The organism is Streptomyces sp. NPDC001544 (assembly GCF_042894285.1).
GTDB lineage: Bacteria > Actinomycetota > Actinomycetes > Streptomycetales > Streptomycetaceae > Streptomyces.
Window position 1 is genome coordinate 166,143 of the sequence record NZ_JBIAVN010000007.1, and the last position, 20,504, is coordinate 186,646.

The following is a 20,504-nucleotide window of genomic DNA, read 5'->3' on the forward strand; positions in this document are numbered from 1 at the left end:
CTCTTGACTGAGGTGGGACGGGAGTGAAGACTCCTTCAACAGAAAGTTGAAGAGCGTTACGTGGGTGTACATCCCGTTTTCCCGGGAGTGGGCGGCGACGGAGAGGGGTCCGGGTGTCCGAGACCGAACTGGTGCTGCGCTCGACACGCGTGGTCACCCCCGAGGGAACGCGCGCGGCCTCGGTCGCGATCGCCCGGGGCACGATCACGGCCGTCCTGCCCCACGACGAGCCCCTGCCCGAGGGGGCCGTCCTGGAGGACTTCGGCGACGACGTCCTGCTCCCCGGGCTGGTCGACACCCACGTGCACGTCAACGATCCCGGCCGCGCCGAGTGGGAGGGCTTCTGGACCGCCACGCGCGCGGCGGCGGCCGGCGGCATCACCACCCTCGTCGACATGCCGCTCAACTCCCTCCCGCCGACCACCACGGTCGACCACCTCCGCACGAAGCGACGGGCCGCCGCCGGCAGGACACATGTCGACGTCGGCTTCTGGGGCGGCGCCCTGCCCGACAACGTCAACGACCTGCGCCCGCTGCACGAAGCCGGCGTCCTCGGCTTCAAGGCCTTCCTGTCCCCGTCCGGTGTCGACGAGTTCCCCCACCTCGACCAGGACGGGCTCGCCCGGTCGCTGGCCGAGATCGCCGGGTTCGGCGGGCTGCTCGTCGTGCACGCCGAGGACCCGCGCCACCTGGACGCCGCCCCGCAGCGGAGCGGCCCCCGGTACGCCGACTTCCTCGCCTCCCGGCCGCGCCATGCCGAGGACACGGCCATCGCGAGCCTGATCGACCAGGCCCGGCGCCTGGACGCGCGCGTGCACGTGCTGCACCTGTCCTCCGGCGACGCACTGCCGCTGATCGCCGCCGCCAAGGCCGACGGCGTCCGCGTCACGGCCGAGACCTGCCCCCACTACCTCACCCTGACCGCCGAGGAGGTCCCCGACGGCGCGAGCGAGTTCAAGTGCTGCCCGCCCATCCGTGAGGCCGCCAACCAGGACCTGCTGTGGCAGGCACTGGCCGACGGCACCGTCGACTGCGTGGTGACCGACCACTCGCCGTCGACCGCCGACCTGAAGACCGGCGACTTCGCCACCGCCTGGGGCGGCATCTCCGGCCTCCAGTTGAGCCTGGCGGCCGTGTGGACCGGGGCGCGCGGGCGCGGTCACGGCCTGGCGGACGTCGTCCACTGGATGTCGACCCGCACGGCGGCCCTCGTGGGCCTCGACCGGAAGGGGGCCGTCGAAGCCGGCCGCGACGCCGACTTCGCCGTCCTCGCCCCCGACGAGACGTTCACCGTGGACCCCGCGGCCCTGCACCACCGCAACCCCGTCACGGCGTACACGGGCCGGACGTTGCGCGGCGTGGTGAAGTCCACCTGGCTGCGCGGCGAACGCATCTTCCACGACGGCGAGTTCACCGAGCCGAAGGGCCGACTGCTGACCCGTCCCCGCTGATCCCGCCCGCACCGGCGGCCGGCACCGAAAGGAACCCTGATCGACGTGACGGCGACTGCCCTCTTCACCGGCGACGCGCACCCCTACCGGGGCGGTGACCCCTACGCGGACTACCGCACCGCCGACTTCCCGTTCACCCACCACACCGATCTCGCCGACCGGCGGCTCGGCGCCGGTGTCATCGCTGCGGGCGACGAGTTCTTCGCCCAGCGGGAGAACCTGCTGCTGCCCGGGCGGGCCGAGTTCGACCCCGAACGCTTCGGGCACAAGGGCAAGATCATGGACGGCTGGGAGACCCGCCGCCGCCGCGGTGTCTCGGCCGAGCGGCCCTGGCCCACCGCCGAGGACCACGACTGGGCGCTGGTCCGCCTGGGCGCGCCCGGCGTGGTCCGCGGCATCGTCGTCGACACGGCCCACTTCCGGGGCAACTACCCGCAGGCGGTGTCGATCGAGGGCGCCTCGGTGCCCGGCTCCCCGTCCCCGGAGCACCTGCTGTCCGCGGACGTGAAGTGGACGACGCTCGTCCCGCGCACCCCGGTGGGCGGCCACGCGGCGAACGGTTTCGCCGTGTCCGTGGAGCAGCGCATCACGCATCTGCGGGTCAACCAGCACCCCGACGGCGGCATCGCCCGGCTGCGCGTGTACGGCGAGGTCGTCCCGGACCCGAAGTGGCTGCGCGTCCTCGGCACCTTCGACGTGGTCGCCCTGGAGAACGGCGGCCGGGTCGAGGACGCCTCCGACCTCTTCTACTCCCCGGCCGCCAACACCATCCGGCCGGGCCGCTCCCACAAGATGGACGACGGCTGGGAGACCCGCCGCCGCCGCGACCGCGGCAACGACTGGATCCGCTACCGGCTGACCGCCCAGGCGCAGATCCGCGCCGTCGAGATCGACACGGCGTATCTGAAGGGCAACAGCGCGGGCTGGGCATCCGTCTCCCTCAAGGACGGCGAGGACGGCGAGTGGCACGAAGCCCTGCCCCGCACCCGCCTCCAGCCCGACACCGACCACCGCTTCGTCCTCCCGGCCCCCGCGGTCGGCACGCACGCGCGCGTGGACATATACCCGGACGGGGGGATCTCCCGGCTGCGGCTGTTCGGCTCACTGACGGAGAAGGGGGCGACGGAGCTGACGGCGCGCCACCAGGAGCTGGGCGGCTGAACGCCGGACCAGGAAACCTCGGCCCGTCCGGCGTTTGCGGACGTGGCCGTTCAGCGCCCCCGGTTCACGCCGCGTGCCCCCCGTCCACGGAGTACTCGGCACCCGTGACGTAGGCGGCTCCGGCCAGGTGGGCGACCGTGGCCGCCACCTCCTCCGCCCGCCCGAACCGGCCCAGCGCCGTCATCTCCGCCTGACCCGCCGCGTACGGCCCGTCCGCCGGGTTCATGTCGGTGTCGATCGGCCCCGGATGGACGATGTTCGCCGTGATCCCGCGCGGCCCCAGCTCCCGGGCCAGTGCCTTGGTCAGCCCGATCAGCGCCGACTTGCTCATCGCGTACAGCGTCCCGCCGGGCCCCGGCACCCGCTGCGACATGCACGTCCCGATCGTGATGATCCGGCCCCCGGCCGTCATGCGCGCGGCGGCCGCCCGGGAGGTCAGGAACACCCCGCGCACGTTGACGGCCAGTACCCGGTCCACGTCGGCGAGCGACAGGCCGTCCAGCGGGCCGAGCACCCCGATGCCCGCGTTGTTCACCAGGATGTCCGGCCCGCCCAGCTCCCGTGCCGTACGCTCCACCGCGTCCGCCGCCTCCTCAGGGTCCGCCGAGTCCGCGCGCAGGGCCACCGCCCGGCGCCCGAGCGCCTCGACGGCCCGTACGACGTCGGCCGCCGCCTCCTTGCCGTTCACGTACGTCACGGCGACGTCCGCGCCCTGACCGGCGAGCCGCAGGGCCGTGGCCGCGCCGATGCCCCGGCTGCCGCCGGTCACCAGGGCCACCTTGCCGTTCAGGGTTTCGTGCTGCGTGGTCTTGGATGTCATGGGTCCATCCCAGTGGTCCCGACGGGAAACCGCTGGCGGTGATCGGACACCGATCTCGCGTGGCCGGAACTCTTCCCTCCACCTCTCGCGTTCTCCCGTCGTGACCCTTCAGCAAGAAATCGTCGGCAACGCCATGCAGATGGCGGTCGTCAGCCTCAGCCCCGGCCAGACCGTGTACTGCGAGGCGGGGAAGTTCCTGTTCAAGACGGCCAACGTGACCATGGAGACCCGCCTGAGCGGACCGTCGGAGAACGGTGGCCGGGCCCAGGGCGGCGGGAGCGGCGGCATGGGCGGCGTGCTGCGCCAGGCCATGGGCACCGCGATGCAGGTCGGCCAGCGCATGCTGGCCGGCGAGTCGGCGGCGTTCCAGTACTTCACCGCTCAGGGCGGACAGGGCACCGTCGGCTTCGCGGGCGTGCTGCCCGGTGAGATGCGTGCCCTGGAACTCGACGGGACGCGCGCGTGGTTCGCGGAGAAGGACGCCTTCGTCGCCGCGGAGTCCACCGTCGACTTCGGTATCGCCTTCCAGGGCGGACGGACCGGGACGAGCGGCGGCGAGGGCTTCGTCCTGGAGAAGTTCACCGGGTACGGAACGGTGATCATCGCCGGCGCGGGCAACTTCATCGACCTCGACCCGGCCGACTTCGGCGGCCGCATCGAGGTCGACACCGGCTGTGTCGTCGCCTTCGAGGAGGGCATCCGGTACGGCGTCCAGCGGGTCGGCGGCCTGAACCGCCAGGGGATCATGAACGCCGTCTTCGGCGGCGAGGGCCTGTCCCTGGCCACCCTGGAGGGCAGCGGCCGGGTCATCCTGCAGTCCCTGACCATCGAGGGCCTCGCCAACGCGCTGAAGAAGGCCCAGGGCGGCGACAAGCAGGGCCCGACCGGCGGACTGTTCTCGACGCACGCCGGGTGAGAGCCGGACGGCGTCCCGACGAAACGCCGGGTGAGACCCGGACGGCGCAGTGACGAGTTGCGGGCCCCGGTGCGGTCTGCAGTGATGACAGCTGACCCGACCCCAGGAAGAAGGCACCCGACATGGGCAAGCTCGTCGTCACCACGTTCGTCACCCTCGACGGCGTCTACCAGGCGCCCGGCGGCCCCCAGGAGGACCCCAGCGGCGGCTTCGAGCAGGGCGGCTGGAGCGTTCCGTACGGGGACGAGGACTTCGGCCGGTTCATGACCGAGGTCTTCGGCCGGGCGGGCGCGTTCCTCCTCGGCCGCCGCACCTACGACATCTTCGCCTCCTACTGGCCCAAGGTGACCGACCCGCACGACCCGATCGCGGGCCGGCTGAACGGCCTGCCGAAGTACGTCGTCTCCGCCACGGACCTCGACACCTCCGGCTGGTCCCGCACCACCACGCTCACCGGCGACCTCACCGAAGAGGTCACCGCCCTCAAGGAGAGCACCGAGGGCGAACTGCAGGTCCACGGCAGCGGCGCCCTCGTGCAGTCCCTGCTCGCCCTCGACCTGGCCGACACCATCCATCTGCTCACCTTCCCCGTCGTCCTGGGCGCCGGCCGCCGCCTCTTCCCCGAGGGCGCCGTCCCCACCGCCTTCCGGCACACAGGCGGGCGCGCGACGGCCGCGGGCGTCTGCATCCAGTCGTACGACTTCGCCGGACGTCCCGAGTACGGCTCCTACGAACTCCCCGAGCACCCCTAGGTGTGCCGGGACAGTACACCTGGAGACCCGGCGGCGCACCGGTGGCACCGCCACGAACCGAACCATCCCAGAAGGGGCGAAAGCCTTGACCGCTGCCGTCGGAACAGTCGAGAGATCCCGCCTCTGGTCGCATCCGGAGCTCGGGCTGCACGCCGTCGTGGACGCGACCGGCTCGGTCAGGCTCGGCCGGCCCGACCAGGACTGGGCGCGCCTGGTCCCCCTCGTCGAAGCGACCGCCACCGGCCACGGCCGCCTGTGGTCGGGGGAGCGCTTCATCGAGACCGCGATCGGCGACCGCCTCACCTACCAGGACCATGCGACCGTCCAGGACGGGGGCATGGAGCGGACGACGATCCGGCTGGCGGACGCCCTGACCGGTCTGGCCGCCGACGTCGTGTTCGAGGTCCGCCCCGGGGCCGGCTTCCTGCGCTCCCGGGTGCGCCTCGCCAACGAGGGCGGCACACCGCTGCGGCTGGAGAGCGTGACCACCCTGACCCTCGGCGGCATCACCGACGAGGACGGCGGCCTCGACGGCCTGATGCTCCACTGGGCGGACAACGACTGGCTCGCCGAATGCCGCTGGCGCCGGACCGCCTTCCGCGACCAGGTCGTCCCGCTGAACAGGTCCGCCCACGGGCACGAGGGGCGCGGCTGCTTCGAGCGCTCCTCGCAGGGCAGCTGGTCGACCGGCCGCCACCTGCCCGTCGGCGCGCTGACCGACCGGGACGGCGGCGCCTGGCTCTGGCAGATCGAGTCCAGCGCGGGATGGCGGTTCGAGACCGGCGAACGTGAAGGCGCGGCCTACGTCGCCCTGTCCGGTCCCGACGACGCCCACCACCAGTGGCACCACACCCTCGCACCCGGCGAGGAGTTCCACACGGTCCCCGCGGTCCTCGTCCGGACCGGGCGGGGCGGCCTCGACGCCGCCTTCGGTGAACTCACCGGCTACCGCAGGCGGATCCGCCGCGAGCACCCCGACCACAGGACGCTCCCGGTGATCTACAACGACTACATGAACACCCTCATGGGTGACCCGACCACCGAGAAGCTGATGCCGCTCATCGAGGCGGCGGCAGCGGCCGGCGCCGAGGTCTTCGTCGTCGACGCGGGCTGGTACGACGACGACGCCCAGGGCTGGTGGGACGCCGTCGGCGCCTGGGAGCCCGCCCCCGGCCGTTTCCCCGGCGGCATCCAGGAGGTCCTGGACGCCATCGGGCGGCACGGCATGACCCCCGGACTGTGGCTCGAACCCGAAGTCGTCGGCGTACGCAGCCCGCTGGCCCGCACCCTGCCGCCCGAGGCGTTCTTCCGGCGCGGCGGCATCCGCGTCACCGAACACGGCCGGCACCACCTGGACCTGCGCCACCCCGCGGCCCGCGCGCACCTCGACGCGGTCGTGGACCGGCTGGTGGGCGAATGGGGCGTCGGCTACCTCAAACTCGACTACAACATCAACACAGGCCCCGGTACGCAGAGCGGCCTCGAAAGCCCCGGCGCCGGACTGCTCGGACACCATCGTGCCCATCTCGACTGGATGTCCGCCCTGCTGGACCGGCACCCCGGCCTGGTCCTGGAGAACTGCGGCTCCGGCGGCCTGCGCATGGACTACGCGCAACTGGCCGTAGCCCAGCTCCAGTCCACCAGCGACCAGCAGGACCCCCTGCGCTACCCGCCCATCGCCGCCGCGGCCGCCACCGCCGTCACGCCCGAGCAGGCGGCCGTGTGGGCCTACCCCCAGCCCGGCGACACCCCCGACCGGATCGCCTTCACCCTCACCGGGGCCCTGCTGGGCCGGATCCATCTCTCCGGCTTCCTCGACCGCATGGACGACGCCCAGCTGGACCTCGTACGCGCGGCGGTCCGCGTGTACAAGGACATCCGGCCGGACATCCCCCGCGCCCGTCCCATCTGGCCGCTCGGCCTGCCGGCCTGGGAGGACGCCTGGATCGCGCACGGACTGCGGGGCCGCGAGTCCACCCTCCTCACGGTGTGGCGAAGGGGGCCCGGCCCCGGACACCGCACGCTCACCATCCCCCACCTGCGCGGCGTTCCCCTGCGCCCGATCGTGCTCCATCCGGGGACAGCCGACGCGGAAACGGAGTGGAACGAGGCCGCGGGAGAACTCACCGTCAGCCTTCCGCGCCCCGACACGGCCGTGCTCCTCCGGCTGGCCCCGCACACGTGACCGTCCCCACCACCTCGCCGGCAGCGGAGCCGCACCGACGTGTCACCACGTCACCGGCTCCCGCACGCCCGGTATCTCCGCCAGCCGCACCGGCCGGTGCTCCCGGCGGGACAGTTCGCACGCCTCGGCCACCCGCAACGCCTGCAGGGCCTCCCGGCCGTCGCAGGGGTTGGCTCGCTCGCCGCGGACCACGTCGACGAACGCGCACAGCTCGGCCTCGTACGCGGGACCGAAGCGCTCCAGGAAGCCGGTCCACGGCTTGTCCGCGGCCGGCGGCCCGGTCGGCTCGGTGGAGGCGATCGGCGTACGGTCGTCCAGGCCGACGACGATCTGGTCGAGCTCCCCGGCCAGCTCCATGCGGACGTCGTAGCCGGCGCCGTTCAGCCGCGTCGCCGTCACCGTGGCGAGCGTGCCGTCGTCGAGCGTGAGGACGGCGGCCCCCGTGTCGACGTCCCCGGCCTCCCGGAACATCGCGGGACCGCGGTCGGACCCGGTCGCGTACACGTCGACGACCTCCCGCCCGGTCACCCAGCGCAGCGCGTCGAAGTCGTGGATCAGCGTGTCCCGGTACAGCCCGCCGGACAGCGGCAGCCAGTCGGCAGGGGGCGGGGACTGGTCGGAGGTCAGCGCCCGTAGGGTGTGCAGCCGCCCGAGCCGCCCCGAGCGGACCGCCTCGCGGGCACCGGCGTAGCCCGAGTCGAACCGCCGCTGGAACCCCATCTGCAGCACCGTGCCGGCCGCCTCGACCTCGGCCAGCGCCTGCAGAGTGCCCGGCAGGTCGAGCGCGATCGGCTTCTCGCAGAAGACCGGCAGTCCCGACCGTGCTGCCCGACCGATCAGTTCGGCGTGCGCCGAGGTCGCCGTCGTGATCACCACGGCGTCCACGCCCCACCTGAAGATCTCGTCCATCCCGGGCGCGGCCGTCTCGCCGAGGCGGTGCGCGAGCTCCTGGGCCCGTGCCGGCTCCGCGTCCGTGAGGATCAGGGAGCCGACCTCGCGATGGCGGCTGAGCGTCTTCGCGTGGATGGTGCCTATGCGGCCCGTACCGATGACCCCGATGCGCATAAAAACAAAGTGAGGGGCGACACCGTACGCTGTCAATGCGTATGTCCGGACAACCGGACTACACAACTTCCCGTCAACCATCCACGGGGCTACGCTCTGCCCGTGCCGAAACCAGATGTGGACCCCACCGTGTCGCTCGACCTCAGTGTGGACCGGAGTTCGCCGGTGCCCTTGTACTTCCAGCTGTCCCAGCAGCTGGAGGCCGCGATCGAGCACGGAGCGCTCACCCCGGGCAGCCTGCTCGGCAACGAGATCGAGCTCGCCGCACGGCTCGGCCTGTCCCGGCCCACCGTCCGCCAGGCCATCCAGTCCCTCGTCGACAAGGGCCTGCTCGTCCGCCGCCGCGGCGTCGGCACACAGGTCGTGCACAGCCAGGTCAAGCGCCCGCTCGAGCTCAGCAGCCTCTACGACGACCTGGAGGCGGCCGGACAGCGCCCCGCCACCAAGGTGCTGGTCAACACCGTCGTCCCGGCGTCCGCCGAGGTCGCGGCGGCGCTCGGGGTCGTCGAGGGCAGTGAGGTGCACCGCGTCGAGCGGCTGAGGCTGGCACACGGGGAGCCGATGGCGTACCTGATCAACCACCTGCCGCCCGGCCTGCTCGACCTGGACACCGCACAACTGGAGGCGACCGGCCTGTACCGCCTGATGCGGTCCGCCGGGATCACCCTGCACAGCGCCCGGCAGTCCATCGGCGCCCGGGGCGCCACGGCCGAGGAGGCCGAGCGGCTGGCCGAGACGGAGGGCGCCCCGCTGCTCACCATGCAGCGCACCACCTTCGACGACACCGGCCGCGCGGTCGAGTTCGGCGACCACACCTACCGTCCCACGCGTTACTCCTTCGAGTTCCAGCTGCTCGTACGCCCTTGACGTACCGGCGGCCGCACCGCCCGATGTCCGGACAATGTGACCACGGCCCCCGCGGGTCGGTGGCGCTCACGGCTCGGACGGCCGGCTCGGGGCGAGCGCCGCTCCGGCGGCCGGCCCGGCCGGCCGCCGGCACCCGTGCGCCGGAAACGGCCGGGCCGCTCCATCGCTCCCCAGTACGGCACGGCACGCGCGCGTGAGGCAGAATCGGCGGCGATGAGCACCTACCGCGACCTCACCGCCCCCATCGGCTCCCGCCGAGCCACCGTCCTGCGCACGGCCGGTACGCGGGAACGCCGGTCCCTCCTGACCGCGCCCCGAGTGCCGACGGTCGGCATCGACATCGGCGGCACCAAGGTCATGGCGGGCGTCGTGGACGCCGACGGCAACATCCTGGAGAAGGTCCGCACGGAGACCCCGGACAAGTCCAAGAGCCCGAAGGTCGTCGAGGACACCATCGCCGAGCTGGTCCTGGACCTGTCCGACCGGCACGACGTGCACGCGGTCGGCATCGGCGCCGCCGGCTGGGTGGACGCCGACCGCAACCGCGTCCTGTTCGCCCCCCACCTGTCGTGGCGGAACGAGCCCCTGCGCGACCGCCTGTCGGGACGGCTCTCGGTGCCGGTCCTCGTGGACAACGACGCCAACACCGCCGCCTGGGCCGAGTGGCGCTTCGGCGCCGGCCGCGGTGAGGACCACCTGGTCATGATCACGCTGGGCACCGGCATCGGCGGCGCCATCCTGGAGGACGGTCAGGTCAAGCGCGGCAAGTACGGCGTCGCCGGTGAGTTCGGTCACATGCAGGTCGTGCCCTCCGGCCACCGCTGCCCGTGCGGCAACCGCGGCTGCTGGGAGCAGTACAGCTCCGGCAACGCGCTGGTCCGCGAGGCGCGCGAGCTGGCCGCCGCCGACTCCCCGGTGGCGTACGGGATCATCGAGCACGTCAAGGGGAACATCGGCGACATCACCGGCCCGATGATCACCGAGCTGGCCCGTGAGGGCGACGCGATGTGCATCGAGCTGCTGCAGGACATCGGACAGTGGCTCGGCGTGGGCATCGCCAACCTGGCCGCCGCCCTCGACCCCTCCTGCTTCGTGATCGGCGGCGGTGTCAGCGCCGCCGACGACCTGCTGATCGGCCCGGCCCGGGACGCCTTCAAGCGCCACCTCACCGGCCGCGGCTACCGGCCCGAGGCCCGCATCACCCGGGCCCAGCTCGGCCCGGAGGCCGGCATGGTGGGCGCCGCCGACCTGGCCCGCCTGGTCGCCCGACGCTTCCGGCGCGCCAAGCGGCGCAGGGTGGAGCGGTACGAACGCTACGAGCGGTACGCCGAGGCCCGCCGCACCCGGGACACCGCATGACCGCGTCGCTGCCCCACCAGGCCGCGCCCCCGGACGAGCCGCACCGCCCGCCCGAGGACCCGCGCCACCGGGTCAGGCGCAGGGCACTCACCCTGCTGATCATCGTCCTGCTCATCGGCGTCCCGGCCGGTTACCTGGTCATCTCCGCCAACCAGAGCCGGGACAGCGGCAAGGACAAGGAGAAGAAGTACTCGGCGACCGGCCTCACCGCGGGCTGGCCGTCGAAGGTGCAGCGCCGCCTCTACCGGGTGCCCGTCCCGCACCCGGCCGACCGGATCGCCTACTACGAGACGAACAACTGGAAGACCAGCCGTCTCTACGTGCAGTTCCGCACCAACAGCGCCGGCCTGGACAGCTTCCTGGAGGGCATTCAGGTCGGCCGGGACGCCCTGAAGAAGGGCGACATCAGCATCGGCGCCCGCGACCGGAAGATCACCGGCTGGACCTTCACCGGCCCCGGCCCCTGGTGGGGCCTCACCCACAAGCAGAAGAACCCGGCACCCACCCAGGACGTGGTCGTGAACCTGTCCGATCCGAACTTCCCGATGGTGTACGTCGTCTCCCGCACCGTCCCCTGACGAGAGGGACCGACCCGCCGCCGGGGCCGGTTGTCAGACCCCGCCCGTACAGTCGAAGACGAATGATCCGACACAGGGGCGGGAGGTGGCAGAACGCATGAGCGGCACGGCGGCGGTGGCCGGGCGCGCCGGGACCGGGGAGTGCGTCCCGCTGCGGCTCGCGGCCGTCTATCTGCCCGCGCCCCTTCCGCGCGAGGGCCGGATCGCCTTCTGGGACCCGGACGACGACCGGCCCCCGGTCACGGAGTCCTCGGAGCCCACGGAGTCGGGGGAGACGGCGGACGCGCGACGCGAGGAGCTGACGGTCGTGCGACGGCACGGCTCGGCCGTGCGCCGCAGGCAGGTGCCCGCCCTGTCCCTGCCGCTCGACAAGGCCCTCCCGCTGCTGGTGCGGGCCCGCCACGACCCGGCCGCCCACCCGGCCACCGCCTGCTGGGGAGCCGCGGCCCTGCACGCCCTCGGGCTGGCCGCCCGCGGCCGTCTGCTGCCCGGGCTGACCCCCGCCGGGCACGACGCCTGGCGCGCCGGCCCCCTGGAACCCGGCGACATCGCCCACCTGCGCGCCGTGGCCGCCGCCCTGCCCGCCGAGGGCCACGCCGTGCCACTGCCCGGTCCGGGCCCGCTGCGGCTGCCCGAGCCGGAGGCGCTGATGCGCTCCTTCCTGGACGCGGTCGCGGACACCCTGCCCCGCACCCCGGCCGCGCCCCACACGTCCGGCAGACCCTTCGCGGCCCGCGAACCCCAGTCGCTGCCCGGCGCCCACGACTGGGCCGCCGAGGTCGCCGCCGGCATGGACGCGGGCGTGCGGATCTCACTGCGCCTGGACCTGTCGGCGTACGACCTCTTCGACGGCGACGGCGACGCCGACAACGCGGGCGCGCGGGGCGCGGGCGCGGCGATCGTCCAGGTGCACAGCCTCGCCGACCCCACGCTGGTGGCCGACGCGACGGCCCTGTGGGCGGGGGAGGCAGACAGCGCGTTCGGGCCACGCGCGCGCGTGGACGCGGCTCTCGCGGTCCGCCGCGCCGCCCGGGTCTGGCCGCCGCTGGACCGGCTCGCCGAGCGGGAGGTGCCCGACGTGCTCGCCCTGTCCGAGGACGAGCTCGGCGAACTGCTCGGCGTGGCGGCGACCAGGCTCGCCGCGGCCGGGGTCGCCGTGCACTGGCCCAGGGACCTCGCGCAGGACCTGAGCGCCGCCGCCGTGGTCCGGCCCGCGCCGGGCTCGGCGACCGACGGCACCGGATTCTTCGAGAGCGAGGAACTGCTGCAGTTCCGCTGGCAGCTGGCGCTCGGCGGCGACCCGCTGACCGAGGGCGAGATGGACGCCCTCGCGGAGGCACACCGCCCGGTCATCCGGCTGCGCGACCGCTGGGTGCTCGTCGACCCCGCCCTGGTCCGCCGCGCCCGCAAGCGCGAACTGGGTCTGCTCGACCCGGTCGACGCCCTGTCGGTGGCGCTCACCGGCAGCGCCGAGGTCGACGGCGAGATCGTCGAGGCCGTGCCCGTCGGCGCGCTCGCCGCCCTGCGCGACCGCCTCACGGCCGGGATCCGGCCCGCCGCGCCGCCCGCGGGCCTCGACGCCACGCTCCGCGACTACCAGCTCCGCGGCCTCGCCTGGCTGGAGCTGATGACCTCCCTCGGACTCGGCGGCTGCCTCGCCGACGACATGGGCCTGGGCAAGACCATCACGGTGATCGCCCTCCATCTGAAACGGGCCCGCACCGAACCCACCCTCGTGATCTGCCCCGCCTCCCTGCTGGGCAACTGGCAGCGCGAGATCGCCCGGTTCGCGCCCGGCGTCCCCGTCCGCCGCTTCCACGGCCCGGACCGCACCCTGGACGGCCTCGACGCCCTCGACGGGGGGTTCGTCCTCACCACGTACGGCACCATGCGCTCCACGGCACCGAGCCTGGCCGAACAGAGGTGGGGCATGGTCGTCGCGGACGAGGCCCAGCACGTCAAGAACCCGTACTCGGCGACCGCCAAGGCGCTGCGCACCATCCCGTCTCCCGCGCGCGTGGCACTGACCGGCACCCCCGTGGAGAACAACCTCTCCGAACTGTGGGCCCTGCTCGACTGGACCACCCCCGGCCTCCTCGGCCCCCTGAAGGCCTTCCGGGCCCGGCACGCACGCGCGGTGGAGAACGGCGAGGACGAGGAGGCCGTCGCCCGTCTCGCCCGGCTCGTCCGTCCCTTCCTGCTGCGCCGCAAGAAGTCCGACCCGGGGATCGTCCCGGAGCTGCCTCCCAAGACGGAGACGGACCACCCGGTCCCGCTCACCCGCGAACAGGCCGCGCTGTACGAGGCGGTGGTGCGGGAGTCGATGCTGGCCATCGAGACCGCGGGCGGGATCGCGCGCCGGGGCCTGGTGCTGAAACTGCTGGGCGCCCTGAAGCAGATCTGCGACCACCCCGCGCTCTACCTGAAGGAGGAGGCACACCCCGAGGGGCTGTCCAGGCGTTCCGGAAAGCTGGCGCTGCTGGACGAGCTGCTGGACACCCTGCTCGCCGAGGACGGCTCGGCGCTGGTCTTCACGCAGTACGTGGGTATGGCCCGTCTGATCACCGCCCACCTCGCCGCCCGCGCGGTCCCGGTCGACCTCCTGCACGGCGGCACACCGGTCCCCGAGCGGGAACGCATGGTGGACCGCTTCCAGAGCGGTGAGACGCCGATCCTCGTCCTCTCCCTCAAGGCCGCGGGGACCGGCCTGAACCTCACCCGCGCGGGCCACGTCATCCACTTCGACCGCTGGTGGAACCCGGCCGTCGAGGAACAGGCCACCGACCGCGCCTACCGCATCGGCCAGACCCAGCCCGTCCAGGTCCACCGCCTGGTCACCGAGGGCACGGTCGAGGACCGCGTCGCCGAGATGCTGCAGGCCAAGCGCGCCCTGGCCGACGCGATCCTGGGCTCCGGGGAGGCGGCCCTGACCGAACTGACCGACCGTGAACTGTCCGACCTGGTGTCGCTGAGGAGGCCGTCATGACGGGCGGGACGGCCCGCCCGGCCGACGCCGCACGCCGCGCCCTGCGGGAGGCACGGGAGCGGCGCAGCGCGGCCGCGCCCGGATGTGCCCCCACCGCGCAGCCGGAGACACCCGACAGCCCGGCCGGGGCCCTGGCCGTGTCCGGGGCGCCCGGGGGCGCGGTCCGGCCGGAGGCGGGGGTCCGGCCGGAAGCCGAGCGGTCCCGGCGCGAGGACCGGGCGGCCGGGCAGGTGCCCGAGGTCCCCGCACCGGAGGACCCGCAGGCGCCCGAAGGCATGACCTGCTCCGCGGAAACCGTGGACGAGCGGCTGACGCCGAGGCCCGCAGACGCCGCACGGGCGGCGCTGCGCTCCGCCGCCGCCCGGCGTGACGCGGGACCGGAGGGCGCCGGATCGACGGCACACGGCGCCTTCCCCGGCTCGCCGGAGGACGGGGTGCCGGAGACCGGTGAGCGCCCCGCCCCTCTCACCGCCCCGGGCGGTCGCGGCCCGGCGGGACAGGGCGGACGCCCAGGGGACGTCGCCCGGGACGCCTTGCGAGCCGCTCGCCGGGCCGCGCGGGAGTCCGCGGCGGACGCCGAGGCACCCGAGGCGAGGCCCTCGTCCCCGGAGCCGTCGCCCGCCTCGACCCGCCCCGAGCGTTCCTCCACCCGCTCGCCCCGAGCGGCGGCGGCCCCGGCCCGCCGGCCCGCGCTCCCGCCCGCCGAGCGCAGCGAGGGCGCCCGTGACATGCGGGAGTTCCTCGCGACCGCCTTCCGGATGCCGACGATGTCGGACGCGCCGGGCGGACCCGGCGAGAGCGCCGACGCCGGCGATCCGGCGGCCTGGACGACCGCGTCCGCCCCGCCGGCCGGCCTGCCGGACCGCGCATCGACCCCGGTCCCGGACACACCGGCGCCCTCTGCCGCCCCCGTCTCCGCCCCGAGCCCCCCGCCGCCCGTCCCCCAGACCATGGCCACCCCGCACCGCGACAACGACCTGCGCCGGACCTTCCCCGCCTTCCCGCCCCGGTCGCCGCAGGACGGCCGGTTCGCCGAGACCTGGTGGGGCAACGCGTGGGCCGACGCGCTGGAACAGGGCGCGCTCGACATCAAGCGGCTGGCGCGGGGACGCGGTTACGCCGAGCAGGGGCACGTGGACGCGATCACCGTGACGCCGGGCCTCGTCCTGGGGTACGTACGCGGCAGCCGCCCGCGGCCCTACCGCGTGCAGGTCCGGCTGCGCACGCTGGAGGAGGCCGACTGGGAGCGGTTCCTGGACGCGGCCGCCGACCGTCCGGGCCACATCGCCGCCCTGCTCGACAAGGAGCTGCCGCACTCCCTCGCCGACTGCGGCGTCCCCCTGCTGCCCGGCCCCGGCGACCTGGCCCCCCACTGCAGCTGCCCCGACTCCGGCCACCCCTGCAAGCACGCGGCGGCGCTGTGCTACCAGACGGCCCGGCTGCTCGACGCCGACCCCTTCGTGCTGCTCCTGCTGCGCGGCCGGGGCGAACGCGACCTGCTCGACGCGCTCTCCCGCCGCAGCGCCACCCGAGCGGCCCGCGCCGCCCGGGAACGGCAGCCGGAGTCCCTTCCCGGCGTCCGCGCCACCGAGGTCCTCACGCCGCGCGAACTCCCCCCGCTGCCGCCGCCGTTGCCCGCGCCGCCGCATCCGCAGCAGCCCCCGGTGTACCCGGCGGCGCCGGGCGGCCCCGACCCGTTCGCGCTGGACCAGCTGGCGACCGACGCCGCCGCCCGCGCCCACGCCCTGCTGACCACCGGCCGTGACCCGGTCGGTGAACTGACCCTCTGGCAGGACGCGGTGCGCCAGGCGGCCGCCCGCCCCGGCTCCGGGCTGACCGCCGCCACCCGCGCGCTGTACTCGGCACTGGCCGCCGCCACCGGCCGCACCCCGGCCGAGCTGGCACGGGCGGTCGCCGCCTGGCGGCAGGGCGGGCCGGCGGGGCTCACCGCCCTCGAGGAGCCGTGGGATCCACCGGCGGGCCGCTTCGACCGGGCCCGCCCGCTCCTGCTCGCCGCCGACCTCCCGGCCTTCCGCCCCTGGCGCAACCACCTCACCCATCCGCGGGGAGACGTCCAACTCCGCTTCGGCCGGGACGGGTTGTGGTACGCGTACGAATCCGAGCCGGGCCGGGACGACTGGTGGCCGCGCGGTACTCCCGATCTCGATCCGGTCGGCGCGTTGACCGGCCTCGGTGCGTCGCACGGCATGTGAGTCGTGGACGGCTGCTTGTCACCGGAACCGCCACGGGGCGATCACCTGAAGAGGGTTCGAAAGTTCGGACACCATTCGGAAAGTCGGGGTGGCAGAGATGTTAGAGCCGCGCCCGAGCATGTCAACACCGTCCGCGAAACCGAGCCCGCCCCCGCGCCAAAGTGCTGCTCAGGCGGGCGAATGTTTCGAGGTCACTCGCGAATCATGCGAGAGGTATTGACGCGGTCCACCGGTTCCCCAATCATCCAGGATGCTCGACACCTCGACTGTTGTTCGTAACTGCGAACACACAAGGCCGCTCCACTCGTATCGCAGGGCACCTCCGGACCGCACCCCCCCGCAAAGGCCCGAGCCGCAAGGAGTACGCCGTACATGCATATGTCATGGCCCCATCACTCTTTCTCGCGTCGTCGCGCGCTGGCTGCTGCCACCGGCTTCGCGGCCGGCGCGGTTCTCCCACTGGCGGACGCCTTCAGCGCCGCAGCCGCTCCCGCCCGAGGGCCGGCCCCCGCCGCCGGGGCGTACACGAACCCGGTGATCTGGCAGGACTTCGCGGACATCGACGTCATCCGCGTCGCGGACACCTACTACGCCTCGGCCTCGACCATGCACTACTCGCCGGGCGCGCCCGTCCTGCGCTCCTACGACCTGGTGCACTGGGAGATCGCCGGCCACTCGGTGCCGGTCCTGGACTTCGGCGCCAAGTACGATCTGAACGGGGCCCGTGGCTATGTCAGGGGGATCTGGGCGTCGTCGCTGGCCTATCGTCCGAGCAACAGGACGTTCTACTGGCTGGGCCAGATCGACTTCGCCCGGACGTACATCTACACCGCGACGGCGGTCGAGGGGCCGTGGAACCGGCTGACGACGATCGGCACGCCCTACTACGACGCGGGACTCCTGGTCGACAGCGACGACACCCTGTACGTGGCGTACGGCAACACCACGATCAACGTGGCCCAGCTCTCGCCCGACGGCCGCACCCAGGTCCGCACGCAGCAGGTGTTCACGGCCCCGTCGAGCGTCGGCACCCTGGAGGGCTCCCGTTTCTACAAGATCAACGGGCAGTACTACATCTTCGTGACCCGCCCCGCCAACGGGCAGTACATCCTGAAATCCTCCGGCGGCCCCTTCGGTCCGTACACGATGCGGCAGGTGCTCCTCGACCTGCGCGGGCCGATCCCCGGCGGTGGCGTCCCGCACCAGGGCGGTCTGGTCCAGACGCAGAGCGGCGCCTGGTACTACCTGGCATTCGTCGACGCCTACCCCGGCGGCCGGATGCCCGCGCTCGCACCGGTCACCTGGACCCCGGACGGCTGGCCCGTCGTCCAACTGGTGAACGGCGCATGGGGCACCTCCTACCCCAGCCCGGCCGTGCCGCCGCCGCCCCGCCAGGTCACCCCCATGACCGGCGTCGACACCTTCGACGGCACGTCCCTCAAACCGAGGTGGGAGTGGAACCACAACCCGGACAACAGCAAGTGGTCGGTCGACAACGGTCTCACCCTGCGGACCGCGACGGTCACCAACGACCTGTACTGGGCCCGCAACACCCTCACCCACCGCATCCAGGGCCCCACCTCCACCGCCACGGTCGAGCTCGACCACTCCGCGATGCGTGACGGCGACCGGGCCGGACTCGCACTGCTGCGCGACTCCTCCGCCTGGATCGGCCTCGAACGCGATGGCGGGGCGACGCGCGTCGTGATGGTCGGCGGGCTGACCATGGACGGCAACTGGAACACCACCGGCACCGGTCGGGAGCTCGCGGGCGCGGCAATCCAGGGCAGCCGTATCTGGCTGCGCGCGAGCGCGGACATCCGTCCCGGTGCGGCACGCCCGGGGACCTTCTCCTACAGCACCGACGGCACCACCTTCACCCGCCTCGGACCCGACTTCTCCATGGGCAACGACTGGCGGTTCTTCATGGGCTACCGGTTCGCCCTCTTCAACCACGCCACCCAGGCGCTCGGTGGTTCGGTCCGCGTCACGCGGTTCGAACTCTCCACGCCCTGACCCCAAGGACTGCGAGGAACCCCATGCGCGGACGAAGTCTCAGCCGCGGACATGTGTCCGTGGTGCTCGCCACCGCGGTTGCGGCCCTGGTCGTGCTGGCGGCGACGCTCGTCGCCAACCCGGCTCAGGCAGCCACCAACGGCGCGTTGCGCGGCGTCGGTTCCGGCCGGTGTCTCGATGTGCCGAACGCCGACCAGACCGACGGCACGTACCTGCAGATCCGGGACTGCTCCGGTGGGACCAACCAGCAGTGGACGCTGACGGACAGCAACCAGCTCACCGTGTACGGCAACAAGTGCCTGGATGTCCCCGGCCACGCCACCACTGCCGGTACCCGGGTGCAGATCTGGACCTGCAGCGGCGGTGCGAACCAGCAGTGGCGGGTGAACTCCGACGGCACGATCGTCGGAGTGGAGTCCGGGCTGTGCCTGGACGTCACGAGTGCCGGTACGGCCAACGGCACGGCGGTGGAGATCTGGACGTGCCACGGCGGCGGCAACCAGCAGTGGACCGGCCTGTCGGGGACGCCGACCCCGCCGGGCGGCGGCACGTGTTCTCTTCCGTCGACGTACCGGTGGACGTCGACGGGCGCGTTGGCGCAGCCGAAGAACGGGTGGGTCTCGCTGAAGGACTTCACCAACGTGGTGTACAACGGCAAGCACCTGGTCTACGCGTCGAACGTATCGGGATCCTCCTACGGCTCGATGAGTTTCAGTCCCTTCACGAACTGGTCGGACATGGCGTCGGCCGGCCAGACCGGGATGAGCCAGTCCGCCGTGGCGCCCACGCTCTTCTACTTCGCACCCAAGAACATCTGGGTGCTGGCCTACCAGTGGGGTGCGTGGCCCTTCATCTACCGCACCTCCAGCGACCCCACCAACCCCAACGGCTGGTCCGCGCCACAGCCGCTGTTCACCGGCAGCATCTCCGGCGCCGCCCCGATCGACCAGACCCTGATCGCCGACGGCCAGAACATGTACCTGTTCTTCGCCGGTGACAACGGCAAGATCTACCGGGCGAGCATGCCGATCGGGAACTTCCCGGGCAACTTCGGCTCGTCGTACACGACGGTCATGAGCGACTCGGTGAAAAACCTGTTCGAGGCCCCGCAGGTCTACAAGGTCCAGGGCCAGAACCAGTACCTGATGATCGTCGAGGCCCGGGGTGCGAACGAGCAGCGCTACTTCCGCTCGTTCACGGCCTCCAGCCTGAGCGGTTCCTGGACCCCGCAGGCCGCCAGCGAGAGCAACCCCTTCGCGGGCAAGGCCAACAGCGGTGCCAACTGGACCAACGACATCAGCCACGGTGACCTGGTCCGCAACAACCCCGACCAGACCATGACCATCGACCCCTGCAACCTGCAGTTCCTCTACCAGGGGAAGTCCCCCTCCGCGAACGGCCCCTACGACCAACTGCCGTGGCGGCCGGGCCTCCTCACCCTGCAGCGCTGACCTCTCTCGCGGTGACCGCGGGTACGGAAGGCCGGGCCTGACAACCCAGCCGGGGCCTGAGTACGCGTACTCAGGCCCCGGCTGTCACGCCCGGAGACAATTTTTGTCATGGACGCTACTTCCGTACAGCGGCACCAGCAAACCGCTGTGCCATCCGGTGGGGCTCTGGCTGTACGCATCCCGGGCGCTGCCGCAACCGGTGCCGCTCTCACCTACCTGTCGATCCATCTTGTGCAGGAGGCGTACGCCTACGACGACCGCGTGTGCGCCGATGACACCAGCGTGTGCCTGACGCCGTGGCCGGTCCTGTCGTACGCCGCCTCGTTCGCCATCGCGCTCGTCGGGCTGATCGTGGCGTACAGGCTCCTGGGTATCCGCCCCGGGCGGACGGTCATCCCGCCGACGCTCCTGCTGGCACCGCTCCCGCTCATCGCCGCGCTGAGCACCGTCGGCATGTGGCCGGCCGTCGTAGTGGGAGCGTCATGGGCCGCCTCCGTGGCGCTGACGGCATGGCGGCCCTACCGGATCCTGGGGCTGTCCGCCGCGGCCGCGCTGCTCCTGGCCTCGCTCATCGTCGTCCATCACTGATCCCCGAGGCTTTCCGGCTGCGCCGGACGTGGGTCCGAGGCGTGAGCGAGACACCGTCGAACACCCTGCAACACCGCTTCGACGGGCCGGAAGAGG

At 72.9% G+C, this 20,504-nt stretch carries 15 protein-coding genes; 13 read left to right on the forward strand and 2 right to left on the reverse strand.

Going from position 1 to position 20,504, the window contains the following annotated elements; genetic code table 11:
- Positions 1 to 113 precede the first annotated feature (113 nt).
- Both allB and alc read left to right on the forward strand, forming a co-directional pair.
- Entirely contained in the window at positions 114 to 1,451 is a 1,338-nt protein-coding gene (allB, locus tag ACFY0F_RS20115) for an allantoinase AllB (protein WP_388795679.1), read from the forward strand.
- Positions 1,452 to 1,496: 45 nt separating this feature from the next.
- Positions 1,497 to 2,612 (forward strand): allantoicase, encoded by a 1,116-nt coding sequence (alc, locus tag ACFY0F_RS20120; protein WP_388795682.1) that lies wholly within the window; start codon positions 1,497 to 1,499, stop codon positions 2,610 to 2,612.
- Positions 2,613 to 2,676: 64 nt separating this feature from the next.
- On the opposite strand, the gene ACFY0F_RS20125 is transcribed toward alc, so the two are convergent.
- Positions 2,677 to 3,432 (reverse strand): 3-oxoacyl-ACP reductase family protein, encoded by a 756-nt coding sequence (locus ACFY0F_RS20125; RefSeq protein ID WP_388795685.1) that lies wholly within the window; start codon positions 3,430 to 3,432, stop codon positions 2,677 to 2,679.
- A gap of 100 nt (positions 3,433 to 3,532) precedes the next feature.
- Between ACFY0F_RS20125 and ACFY0F_RS20130 the strand changes: the two genes are divergently transcribed.
- From ACFY0F_RS20130 to ACFY0F_RS20140, 3 genes are all read left to right on the forward strand, one after another.
- Positions 3,533 to 4,348, forward strand: a complete 816-nt coding sequence (locus ACFY0F_RS20130; protein WP_388795688.1) for an AIM24 family protein — start codon at positions 3,533 to 3,535, stop codon at positions 4,346 to 4,348.
- Between the two features lie 122 nt (positions 4,349 to 4,470).
- Positions 4,471 to 5,100, forward strand: a complete 630-nt coding sequence (locus ACFY0F_RS20135) for a dihydrofolate reductase family protein (protein WP_388795691.1) — start codon at positions 4,471 to 4,473, stop codon at positions 5,098 to 5,100.
- An 85-nt stretch (positions 5,101 to 5,185) separates the two neighbouring features.
- Entirely contained in the window at positions 5,186 to 7,285 is a 2,100-nt protein-coding gene (locus tag ACFY0F_RS20140) for an alpha-galactosidase (protein WP_388795694.1), read from the forward strand.
- A 42-nt stretch (positions 7,286 to 7,327) separates the two neighbouring features.
- Here ACFY0F_RS20140 and ACFY0F_RS20145 read toward each other — a convergent pair whose 3' ends face one another.
- Positions 7,328 to 8,350, reverse strand: a complete 1,023-nt coding sequence (locus ACFY0F_RS20145) for a Gfo/Idh/MocA family oxidoreductase (protein WP_388795697.1) — start codon at positions 8,348 to 8,350, stop codon at positions 7,328 to 7,330.
- A gap of 129 nt (positions 8,351 to 8,479) precedes the next feature.
- Between ACFY0F_RS20145 and ACFY0F_RS20150 the strand changes: the two genes are divergently transcribed.
- The 8 genes from ACFY0F_RS20150 to ACFY0F_RS20185 all read left to right on the forward strand — a co-directional run bounded on the left by ACFY0F_RS20150 (position 8,480) and on the right by ACFY0F_RS20185 (position 20,408).
- A complete protein-coding gene (locus ACFY0F_RS20150; protein ID WP_388796245.1) occupies positions 8,480 to 9,217 on the forward strand; it encodes a GntR family transcriptional regulator in 738 nt (245 codons plus the stop codon).
- 213 nt (positions 9,218 to 9,430) lie between these two features.
- Positions 9,431 to 10,576, forward strand: coding sequence for an ROK family glucokinase (locus ACFY0F_RS20155; protein WP_388795700.1), 1,146 nt, complete (start codon positions 9,431 to 9,433; stop codon positions 10,574 to 10,576).
- Positions 10,573 to 11,154 (forward strand): sugar kinase, encoded by a 582-nt coding sequence (locus ACFY0F_RS20160; RefSeq protein ID WP_388795703.1) that lies wholly within the window; start codon positions 10,573 to 10,575, stop codon positions 11,152 to 11,154. Before ACFY0F_RS20155 ends, ACFY0F_RS20160 begins: the two co-directional genes overlap by 4 nt.
- A 97-nt stretch (positions 11,155 to 11,251) precedes the next feature.
- Complete coding sequence (locus tag ACFY0F_RS20165; protein ID WP_388795706.1) at positions 11,252 to 14,140, forward strand: SNF2-related protein; 2,889 nt, start codon at positions 11,252 to 11,254, stop codon at positions 14,138 to 14,140.
- A complete protein-coding gene (locus ACFY0F_RS20170; RefSeq protein ID WP_388795709.1) occupies positions 14,137 to 16,353 on the forward strand; it encodes an SWIM zinc finger family protein in 2,217 nt (738 codons plus the stop codon). Before ACFY0F_RS20165 ends, ACFY0F_RS20170 begins: the two co-directional genes overlap by 4 nt.
- Positions 16,354 to 16,725: 372 nt before the next feature.
- Positions 16,726 to 18,369, forward strand: a complete 1,644-nt coding sequence (locus ACFY0F_RS20175) for a glycoside hydrolase 43 family protein (RefSeq protein ID WP_388795711.1) — start codon at positions 16,726 to 16,728, stop codon at positions 18,367 to 18,369.
- A gap of 23 nt (positions 18,370 to 18,392) precedes the next feature.
- Entirely contained in the window at positions 18,393 to 19,820 is a 1,428-nt protein-coding gene (locus tag ACFY0F_RS20180) for a non-reducing end alpha-L-arabinofuranosidase family hydrolase (RefSeq protein ID WP_388795714.1), read from the forward strand.
- 108 nt (positions 19,821 to 19,928) lie between these two features.
- Positions 19,929 to 20,408 (forward strand): hypothetical protein, encoded by a 480-nt coding sequence (locus ACFY0F_RS20185; protein WP_388795716.1) that lies wholly within the window; start codon positions 19,929 to 19,931, stop codon positions 20,406 to 20,408.
- The last annotated feature ends 96 nt before the right edge of the window (positions 20,409 to 20,504 follow it).